Source organism: Humibacter sp. (assembly GCF_051954055.1).
Classification (GTDB): Bacteria; Actinomycetota; Actinomycetes; order Actinomycetales; family Microbacteriaceae; genus Humibacter.
The window spans coordinates 20,121-34,537 of record NZ_JBQCIE010000019.1; the positions used below are offsets into that span (position 1 = coordinate 20,121).

12 protein-coding genes are annotated in these 14,417 nt (G+C 67.7%); 10 read left to right on the top strand and 2 right to left on the bottom strand.

The annotated features are described in order from the left end of the window. Positions 1-41: 41 nt before the first annotated feature. A complete protein-coding gene (locus ACTHNC_RS02150; protein WP_440292948.1) occupies positions 42-386 on the top strand; it encodes a histone-like nucleoid-structuring protein Lsr2 in 345 nt (114 codons plus the stop codon). A 42-nt stretch (positions 387-428) separates the two neighbouring features. On the opposite strand, the gene nucS is transcribed toward ACTHNC_RS02150, so the two are convergent. Both nucS and ACTHNC_RS02160 read right to left on the bottom strand, forming a co-directional pair. Continuing rightward, complete coding sequence (gene nucS, locus ACTHNC_RS02155; protein WP_440292949.1) at positions 429-1,124, bottom strand: endonuclease NucS; 696 nt, start codon at positions 1,122-1,124, stop codon at positions 429-431. A gap of 9 nt (positions 1,125-1,133) precedes the next feature. Continuing rightward, positions 1,134-2,420 carry an MFS transporter gene (locus ACTHNC_RS02160; protein ID WP_440292950.1) on the bottom strand — a complete coding sequence of 429 codons (1,287 nt, stop codon included), beginning with the start codon at positions 2,418-2,420 and terminating at the stop codon, positions 1,134-1,136. Between the two features lie 225 nt (positions 2,421-2,645). On the opposite strand from ACTHNC_RS02160, the gene ACTHNC_RS02165 reads away from it, so the two are divergent. From ACTHNC_RS02165 to ACTHNC_RS02205, 9 genes are all read left to right on the top strand, one after another. Next, positions 2,646-3,788, top strand: coding sequence for a LacI family DNA-binding transcriptional regulator (locus ACTHNC_RS02165; RefSeq protein WP_440292951.1), 1,143 nt, complete (start codon positions 2,646-2,648; stop codon positions 3,786-3,788). Between the two features lie 553 nt (positions 3,789-4,341). After that, on the top strand, positions 4,342-5,283 hold the full coding sequence (locus tag ACTHNC_RS02170) for an ATP-binding cassette domain-containing protein (protein WP_440292952.1): 942 nt from the start codon (positions 4,342-4,344) through the stop codon (positions 5,281-5,283). Continuing rightward, positions 5,280-6,896 (top strand): ABC transporter permease, encoded by a 1,617-nt coding sequence (locus ACTHNC_RS02175; RefSeq protein ID WP_440292953.1) that lies wholly within the window; start codon positions 5,280-5,282, stop codon positions 6,894-6,896. Before ACTHNC_RS02170 ends, ACTHNC_RS02175 begins: the two co-directional genes overlap by 4 nt. A gap of 26 nt (positions 6,897-6,922) precedes the next feature. Further along, complete coding sequence (locus tag ACTHNC_RS02180) at positions 6,923-7,390, top strand: GbsR/MarR family transcriptional regulator (protein ID WP_440292954.1); 468 nt, start codon at positions 6,923-6,925, stop codon at positions 7,388-7,390. A gap of 50 nt (positions 7,391-7,440) precedes the next feature. Further along, positions 7,441-9,444 (top strand): M13 family metallopeptidase, encoded by a 2,004-nt coding sequence (locus ACTHNC_RS02185; protein WP_440292955.1) that lies wholly within the window; start codon positions 7,441-7,443, stop codon positions 9,442-9,444. A 111-nt stretch (positions 9,445-9,555) separates the two neighbouring features. After that, the gene (locus tag ACTHNC_RS02190) at positions 9,556-10,464 is read left to right on the top strand and encodes a serine hydrolase (protein ID WP_440292956.1); all 909 of its coding nucleotides are present in this window, start codon (positions 9,556-9,558) and stop codon (positions 10,462-10,464) included. Positions 10,465-10,704: 240 nt separating this feature from the next. Then, a complete protein-coding gene (locus tag ACTHNC_RS02195; RefSeq protein WP_440292957.1) occupies positions 10,705-11,925 on the top strand; it encodes a branched-chain amino acid ABC transporter substrate-binding protein in 1,221 nt (406 codons plus the stop codon). Between the two features lie 129 nt (positions 11,926-12,054). After that, complete coding sequence (locus ACTHNC_RS02200; RefSeq protein ID WP_440292958.1) at positions 12,055-13,083, top strand: branched-chain amino acid ABC transporter permease; 1,029 nt, start codon at positions 12,055-12,057, stop codon at positions 13,081-13,083. Next, positions 13,080-14,354 carry a branched-chain amino acid ABC transporter permease gene (locus ACTHNC_RS02205; protein ID WP_440292959.1) on the top strand — a complete coding sequence of 425 codons (1,275 nt, stop codon included), beginning with the start codon at positions 13,080-13,082 and terminating at the stop codon, positions 14,352-14,354. The genes ACTHNC_RS02200 and ACTHNC_RS02205 overlap by 4 nt, the downstream gene beginning before the upstream one ends. Positions 14,355-14,417 lie beyond the last annotated feature (63 nt).

Genomic DNA, 14,417 nt, shown 5'->3' on the forward strand with positions numbered 1-14,417 from the left:
TTTGGTATCGCCGAGGCAATGCAATTGCGTATGGTTATCGCATGGCGAAGAAAACCACCGTGGTCCTTGTCGACGATATCGATGGAGTGGAAATCGAAGACGGAAAAGGCGAGACCGTCTTTTTCGCTCTCGACGGCGTCTCCTATGAGATCGACCTCAGCGATGCCAATGCGCGCAAGCTTCGCGACGCATTCCGGCCTTTCCAAGATGCGGGCCGCCGGTCCTTCCGCGGCACTCGCTCGGCATCCACTTCCGGTCGTTCTTCCCGCAACACCAAGGAAGACCTCGGCGCCGCGCGCGAATGGCTGCGGGCGCACGGGCACAAGGTCTCCGACCGCGGCCGCATTCCCGCCACGCTGCTCGAGGAATACCGCGCGAATTCCTGAATCGCGCAATTCCCCAAGAAACGTCCGACTCACTCAGCCGACTCAGAACAGTCGGCTGAGTGAGTCGTCGATACCGCGCATCTCGTCGTAGTCGAGAACGACGCAACGGATGCCGCGGTCTTCGGCGAGCGTGCGCGCCTGCGGTTTGATCTCCTGCGCGGCGAATACACCGGAAACTGGTGCGAGAAGCGGATCCCGGTTCATCAACTCGAGATAGCGCGTGAGCTGTTCGACACCGTCGATGTCTCCGCGGCGCTTCAATTCGACGGCGACCGATCGTCCGTCGGCGTCGCGGGCGAGGATGTCGACCGGTCCGATCGCCGTCATGTACTCGCGGCGAACGAGCGTGTGCCCGTCACCGAGCCGGTGGATCTGCTCGGCCAGCAGCTTCTGCAGGTGCGCCTCGACGCCATCCTTCTGCAGTCCGGGATCGATCCCGAGCTCGTGAGCGGAATCGTGCAGCACCTCGTGCACGCTCACGATGAGACGGTCGGAGGTCTTGGAGTGCGTGACGGTCCAGATCTCGGTGGCACCGGCATCCGCTTGGCTCTCGTCGGGCTCGGAGACGCTGAGCGTGCAGGGCGGGCTCATCCAGTTGAGCGGCTTGTACGAGCCGCCGTCGGAGTGCACGAGCACGCTGCCGTCGGCCTTGAGCACGAGCAACCGCGTCGCCAGCGGAAGGTGTGCGCTGAGGCGCCCCGCGTAGTCCACCGAGCACCGAGCAACAACCAAACGCACCAGTCGAGGCTAAGGCATCGAAGGCTCTCGATGCCTTAGCGCGGGCGCGCACACGAACGCGGCGACGAGCAGCACGAGCACGACGTAGAGGGCGTTCAGGATGCCGAACTGCTGGCCGAGGAACCCGATCACCGGCGGGCCGGCGAGGAATGCGAGGTAGCCGATCATCGCGACCGCGGAGACCCGAGCCGTGGCGTTCTGCTCGTCGTCCGCGGCGGCGGACATCCCCAGCGGGAAGCCGAGCGACGCTCCCAGTCCCCACAACACGACGCCGATGACGTACGCCCACGGCACGGGCACGAGGATGAAGAGCAGCAGGCCGGCCACGCCGAGCCCTGCCGTGAGTCGGATCGCCCACACGCGTCCGATCCGGTCGACGACCGGGCCGCCGGCGACGCGTCCGACGGTCATCGCCGCGACGAACACGTCGAGCACGAGCGCTCCACCCGCGTTGCTCAGGCCGTGGCCGTCCACGGAGGCCAGCGCGATCCAGTCGTTCGCCGAACCCTCAGTGAACGCCATGCCCAGCATGACGACGCCGATCAGCACGAGCCGCCAGTCCGCCCACACCGTGAGCTGCGACGTGACGGTCTCGCGGAAGGTGCGCCGGCGCGGTGCCATGGCGATCGCCGGATCGTCGAAGGAATCGAGGGATGCCTGCGCCGCGGCATCCCGATCGACGACATCCTGCGTGTTCGGGATGTAGCGAACGGCGATCGCACCGGCCGCGATGCAGACGACGGCCATCACGGCGAAGTGCCAGAACACCGAGATGCCGAGCGCCGCGCATCCTGCGCCGATTCCCGCTCCCGCAACGGTGCCGATGCTGAAGCAAGCGTGCATGAACGGCATGATCGTTCGGCCGATGCGCTTCTCGACGGCGGCGGCGGAGACGTTCATCATCACGTCGACCGCGCCGTTCCCGAGGCCGAGCAGCGCGAGTCCGAGCACCACGACCGGGAACGAGTTGAACACCGCTGCGCCCAGACCGACGATCGCGAGTCCGATCGAGGCAGCGACGACGACGATCGCGATGCCTCGTTTCGTGCCGACCCGCGCCTGCAGCGGCGGGGCGACGACGAGACCGACGATCGCTCCGATCGAGACGCCGAGCAGGATCAGGCCGACGACATCCGTCGGCAGGTGCAGCGAGTCGCGCACCCCTGGCACGCGCGACACCCAGCTGGAGAGGAACAGCCCGCTGACGATGAAGATGACGAAGAGGGCGTTGCGCCAGGCGCGGAGCTCAGGGGCGACGCGGGTGCGGGAGCTGGTGATGTCGGTGCGTGTTGCCATGGGATTCGATCTGAGTGGCGCCGACGAGGGCTGCGCGGCGAAGACGGTGGTGAAGACGACGGAGAAAGTCGAGGCGAAGGTGAGTCGAATCGATTCGAGTCGGTCTTTCGCCTAAGCTAGCGAATCGGATGCCGACCCGTCAAGGAGGCGACATCCACACGGTCCGCGAGTGGCCCGGCGTGGGCCAGGCGTATCGTGCCGCCATCCTCCGGAGAAGGGAGCCGGATGCCCGACCACGGTTCCGCAGAGCCCACGCGCGGCACACCGGGGCCCCGGCACGACGCTCCGCGGCCCACCCTCGCCGACGTCGCGGCGAAGGCCGGCGTCTCCGCCTCCACCGCCTCGCTGGCGTTCAGCGGATCGGGGCCGGTCGCGGATGCCACGAGGGAACGCGTGCTCGCCGCCGCGCGAGAGCTGCACTACGCGGGCCCCGACCCGCGGGCGAGGTCGCTGCGCCGCGGACGATCCGGCATCATCGGCGTGGTCATCGAGGAGCGGGTACGCGAGGCGTTCCGGGATCCGATCCAGATCGCGCAGTTCGACGGCATCGCCGAGGAGATCGGGCACATCGACGCCGCCCTGCTCATCCTGGCCGCCGCCGGCCCCGCTCAGCAGCTCGCCGGCGTGAAATCCATGCCGGCGCAGCCCGCGCATCCGGTCACCGTCGAAGACGCGCCGATCGACGCCGCCGTACTGATGGGGTGCACGCCCCGCCTCGCCGACAGCATCTCCGCACTGCGCAACCGGGGGCTCCCGGTCGTGGCGATCGAGGGGTTCCCGGCGGAGGGCATCCTCGTCATCGAGCAGGACAACCGCGACGCCACCGAGCGCGGTGCCCGCCACCTGCAGCAGCTCGGTCACGAACGCGTCGCCATCATCACGCTGCCGCTGGATGTCACGCACCACCGCGGTCGGGTGACCGACGAGCTGCTCGCGATCAGCTCATCCGCCACCGCGTTGCAGAGGCTCGAGGGTGCGCGGCTCGTCTTCCCAGATGCCGTCGCGTACGCCGCGGCAGGCAGCTACGTCGACGAGGGGCGGCGGGCAGCTCGCGAGCTGCTGTCGGTTCCGGAGGATGAGCGGCCAACGGCCGTCATCGCGCAGAGCGACCTGCTCGCGGTCGGGGTCATCCGTGCGGCGGAGGAGCTCGGCATCTCCGTGCCAGACCAGCTGAGCGTGATCGGATTCGACGGCGTACGCGTCGACGGGCTGTGGCCGTACGAGCTGACCACGCTGGAGCAGCCCGCGTACGAGAAGGGCCGTGCCGCCGGCCGAGCCATCGTGCGGATGCTCGAGGGCGAGCAGGCGGAGCCGGTCGCGTTCACCTCCGTGCTCCGCGTCGGCAACACGACGTCGCGCGTGCCCTAGCCCCCCACCACCATCCAGCGGTCGCGGTGCGCGCAGACCGAGCGTCACCGCGCGTGCGCCCAGGTAGCCCAGCGCGAACGCGAGGGTGAGCCACGACAACGAGGCCGTGTCGCTGCCGCCGAGGGCGACGGCCGCCCAGGCGAGCGGAACGAAGACCGCGAGGTTGACCAGGCGGGTGACCGCGAGGTAGCGGGCATCCCCGCACCGATCAGTACGCCGTCGAGCACGAAGACGTAGCCGCCGAGCGGCGTGGTCGCACCGAGGATCGCCAGCGGAACCGGCAGCATCCGCAGCACAGCCGGGTCGCTGGTACTTCAGGAGCAGAGGATGCTGGTGTGCGATATGCGCCCGAAGTGCCGCTGCTCCTGAAGTGCGTACGGAGGGCTGACGTGCGTACGTGGGGCCGAAGTGCGTGCGTGGTGGGGTTGAAGTGCGTACGTGGTGGGGTCGCGGCGACGGTCGACGGACGGTCGCTCCTAGCCGCAACGCCGTGGGTGTATGGATTCCGTTAGGAAGTTTCACAAATTTGTGAAACGAGCGTAGCGTCACGCTCATGACCTCAGTGATAGAGACTCGCGGGCTGCAGAAGCGGTTCGGCCGAGTCCAGGCTCTCGACGGGCTCGACCTCACGGTGGACGAAGGGGAGGTGCACGGATTCCTCGGGCCGAACGGCGCGGGCAAGACCACCACGATCCGCGTGCTCCTCGGGTTGATCCACGCGTCGGGCGGTTCTGTCCAGGTTTTCGGCGAAGACCCGTGGGGGAAGGCGGCCCGGCTGCACGAGCGCATCGCGTACGTGCCCGGCGACGTGGCCCTGTGGCCCAACCTGAGCGGTGGCGAGATCATCGACCTCATCGCCCGGCTGCGCGGCACCAACACGAAGTCCGCCGACTACATCGCGCGGCGGGACCGGCTGGTCGAGGCGTTCCAGCTCGACCCGCGCAAGAAGTCCCGCACGTACTCGAAGGGCAACCGGCAGAAGGTGGCACTTGTCGCCGCGTTCGCGACCCCTGCGCAGCTCTACATCCTCGACGAACCCACCAGCGGCCTCGACCCTGTGATGGAGGCGGTGTTCTCCGAGCAGGTCTCGCGCATCGCGAAGGATGACGGTGCGAGCATCCTGCTCTCCAGCCACATCCTCTCCGAGGTGGAGGCGCTCTGCGACGGAGTGACCATCATCCGCGCGGGCAAGGCGGTCGAGTCCGGCACCCTCGCCGACATGCGCCACCTCACGCGCACCGAGATCTCGTTCGCCGCAGACGGCATCGACCCCGCGGCGGTCGAATCGATCCCCGGCGCGCACGATGTCACCGTCTCGTCAGGGCGCATCCACTTCACGGCGGACAGCGCGACGGTCGCCTCGGCGCTTCCGCGTCTCGGTCAGCTCGACGTGCAGTCGCTGACCGTCACGCCGCCGTCGCTGGAGGAGCTGTTCCTGCGGCACTACGGCGACGAGATCACCGCCGCCGACACGTCGTTGGAGGCCGTGCGATGAACGCGCTCGGAACCCTCGTGCGTTTCCGCCTCAGACGGGACCGCGTGGTCGGCACGGTGTGGGTCGTGGTCGTCGCGCTCAGCATCCTGTTCGTCGTGGCGGCGCTCGCATCCACGTATGGCACGCGGGAGCTGCGCATCGGCGTCATCGAGGTGCTCACCACGAACCCCACGCTGCTCGCGGTACGTGGAGCACCGGACGGATCGTCCGCCGGCTCGTTCTTCATGACCGAGATCGGCGCGTTCATGATGCTGCTCGTGGCCTTCATGAACACGTTCACGGCCGTCCGCCACACCCGCGCCGACGAGGAGCAGGGCCGCAGCGACCTGATCGTCGCGACCCGCGCCGGACGCGTCTCGAGCACCTGGGCGACCATCGTGCACGCGATCGTGCTCAACGTCGTGATGGGCCTGCTCTCCGCTCTGGTCGCCACCCTCTCGGGCTTCGACGGCTACGGATCGCTCATCCTCGGCTGGGCGCTTGCCAGCACCGGCATCGCGTTCTTCGGCATCGGGCTTCTCTCCGCGCAGATCTTCTCCACCTCGCGCGCGGCCAACGGCTGGGCGATCGCAGCGATCGCGGTGTTCTGGGTGATGAACGCGGCGGCGGATGCGAACGGCACGGCATCCGCAGACCACCTGCACGTCACTCCTTCCTCGGCCGTCTGGTTCACCCCGGTCGGCTGGGGACTGCGCATCCGTCCGTACACGCAGAACTACTGGTGGATCGGACTGCTCAGCGTCGGGCTGGCCGCGGTGCTCGTCGCGGTCTCGTTCTGGCTGCAGTCCATCCGCGACACCTCGTCGGGACTGGTCGCGCCGCGGAAGGGCCGCGCGTGGGCGTCGGCCGCGCTCCGCGGTCCGCTCGGGCTGGCCTGGCGGCTGCAGCGCGGCTCCATCATCGGTTGGGGGATCGCGGCCGTGGTCGGCGGTCTGCTCATCGCGGGACTCGGCAAGACACTGAACGACGCGGTCGCGTCCAACCCCGAGATCGAGACGTCTCTGAAGAAGGTCGGCAGCGGATCCGGGTCGGTGCTCGAGGTGTTCCTCGGCGTGATGGCCGCGTTGATCGGACTGCTGGTCGCGGGCGCCGCCGTGCAGACCGTCATCCGGCTGCGCCAGGAGGAGGCCGCGACCAACGCGGAGACCGTTCTCGCCACACCCGTGAGCCGGTTGCGCTGGTACCTGTCGTTCGTGATCGTCGCGGTGGTGGCATCCGCGGTCATCCTCGTGCTGGCCGGTGCCGTGATGGGTGGCGCGCTCTCGGGACTGGACAAGCGGCTGGCCGGCGAGGCGATCGTCCTCGCACTCGCGCAGCTTCCCGCGGTCGGCGTGTACCTGGCTGTGACGGCGTTCGTCTTCGGCGTCTTCCCGCGGGCCACGACCGCCGTCGGCTGGGCCGCGTTCGGCATCGGCGTCGTGCTCGGCGAGTTCGGGGCGCTGCTCGGGATGCCCGACTGGGTGCGCCAGATCGCGCCGACCGACCACACGCCGACCGTTCCGCTCGACAGCGCGGACTGGGGCGGCACCTGGATCATGGCGGCCATCACGATCGTGCTCGTCGCGGCAGGCGCCTGGGTGTTCACCCGACGCGGCATCGTGTCGACGAACTGAGCAGAACGGGCACAATCGAGGGGGAGGTGCTTGTGGCACGTGACGAGGCGAGGCTGAGCGACTACGCGGAACGCGCGGCCGCTCTGCTCACCGCGGCCGGCTTTCCGCGGATGGCCAGCAGGGTGCTCTTCGCGCTGACCGTCTCGGAGACGGGCCTCACGGCGGCGGAGCTCGCCGAGCGCCTCTCCGCGAGCGCTGCAGCGATCTCCGGTGCCGTGCGCTACCTGCAGGGCTTCGGGATGGTGCGTCGCGTCTCTCAGCCGGGCAGCCGACGCGACGTTTACGAGCTGCCCGACAATCCCTGGTACTCGGCCGGCCTGTCCGAGGACAGGTTCTACGGCGCGATGTACAGCCTCGCCGAGGGCATCCCCGAGGCGGCGGGTGGACGGGACACCGTGGCGGGAGCGCGCATCGCGGAGATGTCCGACTTTCTGAAGTACTTCAGGAAGCGCCTGCCCGAACTGCTCGACGAGTGGGTCCAGTCCCGGCGGTAGCAGTCGTCGCCGTTCGGCCACGCCCTACCGCCTCGCCTAGTCTTGATGACATGACTGACGCGGCGCAGAAGCCGGCAGAGACGCCGGACGAGGGGGCATCCGTGCTCGCCTCCGGCATCCTGACCGACGAGCTGGATGCTGGCATCCGGCCCCAGGACGACCTGTTCCGGCACGTGAACGGCAAGTGGACGACACGCACCGACATTCCGTCCGACAAGGCCAGGTGGGGCTCGTTCATGATCCTCGCCGAGGAGTCGGAGAAGGCCGTTCGCGAGATCATCGACGAGGCGCAGCACGCCGAAGAGGGCACGGAGGCGCGCAAGTTCGGCGACCTGTTCGCCAGCTTCATGGACACCGAGCGCATCGAGAAGCTCGGCGTCGCGCCCGTGGAGTCGCGTCTGGCACTGGCCGGAAACATCCGTTCCATCCCCGGTCTCCTTCAGGCGGTGGGGCGGCTGGAGAAGAGCGGGCTGAGCGGCTTCTACCAGCTGTTCGTCGACAACGACCCGGGCGATCCGGAGCGCTACCTCGTGTTCGTCGAGCAGGGCGGCATCTCGCTGCCCGACGAGAGCTACTACCGCGAGCCGAAGTTCGCGTCGGTGCGCGCCGCATTCCTCGCGCACGTGCAGCGCATGTTCGAGCTGGCAGGCGTGCCGGAGGCGCCGCGCCGGGCGCAGAACGTGTTCGACCTCGAGACCGACATCGCCAAGGCGCACTGGGACAACGTCGCCAGCCGCGACAGCGAGAAGACCTACAACCTCTACAACTGGAAGGATGCCGCCTCACTGGCCAGCGGCGTCGACCTGAGCGTCTGGCTGAAGGCGCTCGGTGCCCCGGACGGCGCCTTCGACGAGGTGGTGCTGCGGCAGCCGAGCTTCACCGCCGGGCTCGGATCGTTGCTGCGCGAGCAGCGGCTGTCCCAGTGGCGGGACTGGCTGCGCTGGCGGGTGCTGCACGACGCGGCGCCCTACCTGAGCGGCGACTTCGTGGCCGCGAACTTCGACTTCTACGGCCGCACCCTCACCGGGACGCCGAAGATCCGCGAGCGGTGGAAGCGCGGCGTCTCCCTCGTGGAGGGCGCGATGGGCGAGGCGGTCGGCCGCGTCTACGTCGAGAGACACTTCCCGCCGGAGTCGAAGCGGCGCATGGACATCCTCGTCGGCAATCTCGTCGAGGCCTACCGGCGGTCGATCCGCACCCTGGACTGGATGGGCGAGAAGACCCGGAATCGGGCGCTCGACAAGCTGTCCAAGTTCACGCCCAAGATCGGGTACCCGGCCAAGTGGCGGGACTACTCCAGCCTGCTGATCGACCCCACCGACCTGATGGGCAACGTGCGCCGGGCTGCCGAGTTCGAGTTCCGGCGCGAGCTCGACAAGATCGGCAAGCCGATCGACCGCGACGAGTGGTTCATGACGCCGCAGACGATCAACGCGTACTACAACCCCGGCTTCAACGAGATCGTGTTCCCGGCCGCGATGCTGCAGTACCCGTTCTTCGATCCGAACAGGGATGATGCGGCCAACTACGGTGCGATCGGAGCCGTGATCGGCCACGAGATCGGTCACGGCTTCGACGACCAGGGCTCCAAGTTCGACGGCAACGGCAAGCTCGCCGACTGGTGGACGACCGACGACCGGCGCGCGTTCGAGAAGCGCACGCGCGCGTTGATCGCGCAGTACAACGCGCTCGCCCCTGCGCAGGTGCCTCAGTACCACGTGAACGGTGCGCTCACGATCGGCGAGAACATCGGCGACCTGGGCGGGCTCGGCATCGCCTGGAAGGCATACCTGCTGTCGCTGAACGGTGCGGAGCCGCCGGTGATCGACGGGCTGACCGGTGCGGAGCGGTTCTTCCTCTCCTGGGCGCAGGCGTGGCAGCAGAAGGGCCGCGACGAGGAGATCATCCGCCTGCTGGCGATCGATCCGCACTCGCCGAACGAGTTCCGCTGCAACCAGATCGTTCGCAACATCGACGCGTTCTACGACGCGTTCGACGTGCAGCCGACGGATGCCCTGTGGCTCGCCCCTGAGGACCGGGTGCGTATCTGGTGACCGACGGCCCAGGTGCCCGCGGCGTGGTTGGATGTAAGCACGCCCTGATGCCGCGACGGGGGACGCGGCATCCATCCCAGTAGCACGAAGCTTCGAGGACCGAACAAGACCGTGAGCGCCCCCGTCCAAGGCTCAGAACGCCGATCCAGGCATGCGGGCGGGCGACGCGGAAAACACCGCGGGCGCGAGCCCGGCGACAGCTTCGCCAAGGGCTTCGCGGCGCTCGGGGAGCTCGCGCTCGCCGGCGTGCAGGTGTCCGCAAGGGCGATCGACCTCACGACCGGCGCCGTGCTGTTCTCGGTGGACGACCACGTCGTCATGCCGACCGCGTCGATCGGCAAGGTGCTGCTTCTCATCGAGGTGGCGGCGCGGCTGGAGGCTCGCGACACGAGCGCGCTCAGCCTCGTCGACCGGCTGCAGACGGATGCCGTCGGCGATGCGGGCATCTGGCAGCACCTGGTCGCCCCTTCGCTTCCGCTCGCCGACCTCGCCGCGCTCGTCGGTGCGGCCAGCGACAACCTCGCCACGAATGTTCTGCTGCGCCGGGTGGGACTCGAGTCGGTGAGCGCGCGCACCGAGCAGCTCGGCCTGCGTCAGACCGCCATGCTCGACCTCGTGCGCGATCATCGGGGTCCGGATGACGCCCCTCAGCTCTCGGTGGGAAGCGCCAAGGAGCTCACGTGGCTGTTCGCGTCCCTCGCAAGGGGCGAGGTGGTGGATGCCGGCACCAGCAAACGCGTCGTCGGCTGGCTCTCGCTCAATCACGACCTCTCGATGGTGGCGAGCGCGTTCGGGCTCGATCCGCTGGCGCACCGCGGCCCGGACCACGGGCTGCTGCTGATGAACAAGACGGGCAGCGACACCGGTGTGCGCAGCGAGGTCGGCGTGCTGCGCGGTCCGCGAGCGGGCGTGGCGTACGTGGTGTCGACATCCTTCGACGACACAGAGCTCTCTGCGCGGCTGGGTGTGCTGGACGGGATGCGCGCGGTCGGTCGCGACCTGCTCGAATACGTTCACTGACGACTGAGCCGAGAGCCGAGCGAGCTTGCTCGCTTGGCCGAGGTGATGGAGTCAGTCGGAGCGCGAAGCGCGAACATTAGGTATCCGCGCTACCCCGTCATGTGTTCACTTTGTAAAGATTTGGCACAACACTGGCCCAATGCGTTGCGGCGGATCTGAAGACTCGTCTACGGTTCAGGACATTGCAACCGTGCAAAGGGGCCGCACATGCCCCGGCACAGGACCTGAAAGGCAACCTCCATGGCAACCAAGAGGATCATTGGAGCGCTGGCCGCGGCAGCGGCGGTCGCACTCCTGACCGCCGGCTGTGTGAACCAGTCGTCGACCGGGGGATCCACCTCGAGCACCAGCAAAGTCAACCTGCCGATCCAGACGTCGATCGACGTCTCGAAGAACGCCGTCCTTCCCGCGGGCGATGGCAAGGCGAAGTGCGACAGCAACCTGACGCTCGGCTACATCGGCGCGGAGACCGGCCCGAACGCGCAGCTGGGCATCAACATCTTCAACGGTGTTCAGCTGGCGATCGACCAGCACAACAAGGCGAACCCGGGCTGCCAGGTGCAGTTCAAGAAGTTCGACACCGAGGGTGACCCCGGCAAGGCTCCCGGTGTCGTGACCCAGGCCGTGAACGAGTCGGACATCATCGGTGTCGTCGGCCTCCCGTTCTCCGGCGAGTCGAAGGCGACCGGCGGAATCTTCGAGCAGGCCGGTCTCGTGCACATCACCCCGTCCGCCACGAACCCGACGCTGACGCAGAACGGCTGGAAGACGTTCTTCCGCGCGCTGGGCAACGACAACGTGCAGGGACCCGCAGCGGCGACGTTCGCGACCGACAAGCTGAAGGCCAAGAAGGTCTACGTCGTGCAGGATGACTCCGACTACGGTATCGGGCTCTCCACGGCCATTCAGAAGGCGCTCGGCTCCGCCGTCGCGGGAACCGACAAGGTGACCACGGGCCAGAAGGACTTCTCGGCCACGGTCAGCAAGATCATCAACGCGAAGCCCGACGCGGTGTTCTACTCCGGCTACTACGCCGAGGGCGCGCCGTTCGACCAGCAGCTGGTGAACAAGGGCTACAAGGGCGTCTTCATCGGCCCCGACGGTGTGAAGGACGACCAGTTCATCAAGCTCGCCGGCAACGCGTCCGAGAACGCCTACTTCACCTGCCCCTGCATCCCCGGTGAGCTCATCAAGACCTTCTCGGATGCCTACCAGTCGGCGTTCAACATGGCACCGGGAACGTACTCCGTCGAGGGCTACGACTCGGCGACGGTGCTGCTCTCCGGAATCGACAAGGGCAACACCGACCGGTCGAAGCTGCTCAACTGGGTGACGAACTACGACGCCGACGGCCTGAGCAAGCACCTCAAGTGGGACTCCACTGGTGAGCTCGCGAAGTCCGCGGTGTTCGGGTACAAGGTCGACAACGGCAAGATCGTGTCGGTCGGAAACATCGGCTAGTCGAGCCGTTCACGTGAAGGCCGCGTCGTGGGGCGTTTCCCATCCGCCCCGCGACGCGGCCATGCTTGACCCGAAAGAGCCGGACCCCGACGACGTGGTCGGGGTTCGACACGGCACCGGAAGAACCACATGCTCGCCACCCTCCTCGCCCTGCCGGCGGCTTTGCCGGCATCCGTCCACGCCGATAGCAGCTGGATCAACTTCGACGTCAACTCACTCGTTCAGAACTTCTGGCCCGCGACCTTCGACGGCCTCACCTTCGGCGCCATCTACGCGCTGGTGGCCCTCGGCTACACGCTCGTCTACGGCGTTCTGAACCTCATCAACTTCGCGCACTCCGAGGTCTTCATCATGGGGTGCTACGGCGTCGTCGCGACGCTGACCACTCTCGGGTTCGGGCCGAACCCGCCGAACCTCTCGATCTGGGCGATCATCGCGAACCTCCTGCTGGCGATGATCGTCGGCATGGTGTTCTCGGTCGTGACCGCGTTCGTCATCGAGCGGGTCGCCTACCGACCGCTGCGGCGGCGCGGCGCGTCGAGGCTCGCGTTCCTGATCACCGCGATCGGCGCATCCTTCTCGATCCAATACATCATCTTCCTGGTGCGCGGATCGAACGCGGAGCCGGCCGTGACGATGTTCATCCCGACGCCGGTGTTCCAGGTGTTCGGCGCGATCATCGACAGCCAACAGCTCACGATCATCATCGCCGCCATCGTCATGATGGTGGCCACCGACCAGTACATCCGGCGGTCGCGGGTGGGTCGTGGCATCCGTGCCGTCGCGCAGGATCCTGACACGGCGACGCTGATGGGCGTCAACAAGGACCGCATCATCGTCACCACGTTCGTGATCGGCGGCATCCTCGCCGGTGCGGCCGCGCTGTTCTACGTGATGAAGGTGCCGAGCGGCGTCATCTACAACGGTGGCTTCGTGCTCGGCATCAAGGCGTTCGCCGCCGCGGTGCTGGGCGGCATCGGCAACGTGCGAGGCGCACTGCTCGGTGGTCTCCTGATCGGCGTGATCGGCAACTACGGCCAGCTGCTGCTCGGCGACTCGCAGTGGACCGACGTCGTCGCGTTCATCGTGCTGGTGCTTGTGCTGCTGGTGCGTCCGTCCGGCCTGCTCGGTCAGTCACTCGGAAGGAGCCGCGCATGAGCGCCATCGGAGGCGGTACGCCCATGCCGACCGCCCGCACGACGCAGAAGATCGACGCGGACGAGTCGTTCGGCACGCGCAGGCAGTTCCTCGGCGGCTGGCGCCGCAGGTGGAACCGGATGGCGCGCTGGCAGCAGTGGCTGTTCCTCGCGATCGTGCTGGCCGCGGTCTACTATCTGCCGGTCGCCAACCCGTGGCTGATCACCACTGAGCCGGGCAACGACTTCCCGATCTCGTGCTTCCAGATGGCGGTGTACGCGCTGGTCGCGGTGGGCCTGAACGTCGTGATCGGATTCGCCGGCCTGCTCGACCTCGGGTACATCGCGTTCTTCGCGATCGGGTCGTACACGGCGGCGTTCTTCACCTCGCCCGACTCGACCGCAATCCACATCCCGTACCTGTGGACGCTGCCGCTCGCCATCGGCATCGCCATGGTGTTCGGCGTGGCGCTCGGCCTGCCGACGCTGCGGCTGCGCGGCGACTACCTGGCCATCGTGACGCTCGGATTCGGTGAGATCATCCGCATCCTGGCCACGATCATCCCCGCCGCCCGCGGGCAGGTCGGGTTCCAGGAGGTCGGGCATCCGCCGGGGACGGATGCCCAGGGTCACCCGATCTTCTCCGCCTCGAACGGCACGCCGTGGTACTGGCTCGCCGTGACGATCATCGTGATCATCCTGATGTTCGTCGGCAACCTCGAGCGCAGCCGCGTCGGTCGCGCGTGGATCGCCATCCGCGAAGACGAGGACGCCGCCGAGATCATGGGCGTTCCGACGTTCAAGTTCAAGCTGTGGGCATTCGCGATCGGTGCGGGCATCGGCGGTCTCTCCGGCGCGCTCTTCGCGGGCCAGGTCAGCTTCGTGAACAACCAGAAGTTCGACGTGGCCACCTCGATCCTGTTCGTCGCGGCGGTCGTCCTCGGCGGCTCAGGCAACAAGGTCGGCGCCATCCTGGGCGGCGCGATCGTGGCGTACATCCCGCTGCGATTCACCGCCATCGCCGACTGGAAGTACCTCATCTTCGGCGTTCTGCTGATCGTCATGATGATCTTCCGTCCGCAGGGGCTGATCGCCGCGAAGTCCCACCTGCTCACGTATTCGCGTGAGGTGGCCGACAGGGTGCGAGAGCTGAGGGCGGGACGCAGGAAGCCCGGTGATGGCGACGGCTCCGGTGACGACTCGGAAACGGTCGCCGTGTGGCGTGCCCGCCCACCGGCGGCTCCGGTCACCGGCGTGGTGCCGACCGACACCACGGACGGGGGTGCCGAATGAGCGAGAAGAACGACGAGTCGCGCGACGAGCGACCGGAACGCGTGCCGGTCGAGCACGACCCCA

Coding starts and splice junctions, on each gene's coding strand:
- ACTHNC_RS02205 (WP_440292959.1), top strand. CDS start 13,080: ATGAGCGCCATCGGAGGCGGTACGCCCATGCCGACCGCCCGCACGACG.
- ACTHNC_RS02195 (WP_440292957.1), top strand. CDS start 10,705: ATGGCAACCAAGAGGATCATTGGAGCGCTGGCCGCGGCAGCGGCGGTC.
- ACTHNC_RS02175 (WP_440292953.1), top strand. CDS start 5,280: ATGAACGCGCTCGGAACCCTCGTGCGTTTCCGCCTCAGACGGGACCGC.
- ACTHNC_RS02170 (WP_440292952.1), top strand. CDS start 4,342: ATGACCTCAGTGATAGAGACTCGCGGGCTGCAGAAGCGGTTCGGCCGA.
- ACTHNC_RS02185 (WP_440292955.1), top strand. CDS start 7,441: ATGACTGACGCGGCGCAGAAGCCGGCAGAGACGCCGGACGAGGGGGCA.
- ACTHNC_RS02160 (WP_440292950.1), bottom strand. CDS start 2,420: ATGGCAACACGCACCGACATCACCAGCTCCCGCACCCGCGTCGCCCCT.
- ACTHNC_RS02200 (WP_440292958.1), top strand. CDS start 12,055: ATGCTCGCCACCCTCCTCGCCCTGCCGGCGGCTTTGCCGGCATCCGTC.
- ACTHNC_RS02165 (WP_440292951.1), top strand. CDS start 2,646: ATGCCCGACCACGGTTCCGCAGAGCCCACGCGCGGCACACCGGGGCCC.
- ACTHNC_RS02150 (WP_440292948.1), top strand. CDS start 42: ATGGCGAAGAAAACCACCGTGGTCCTTGTCGACGATATCGATGGAGTG.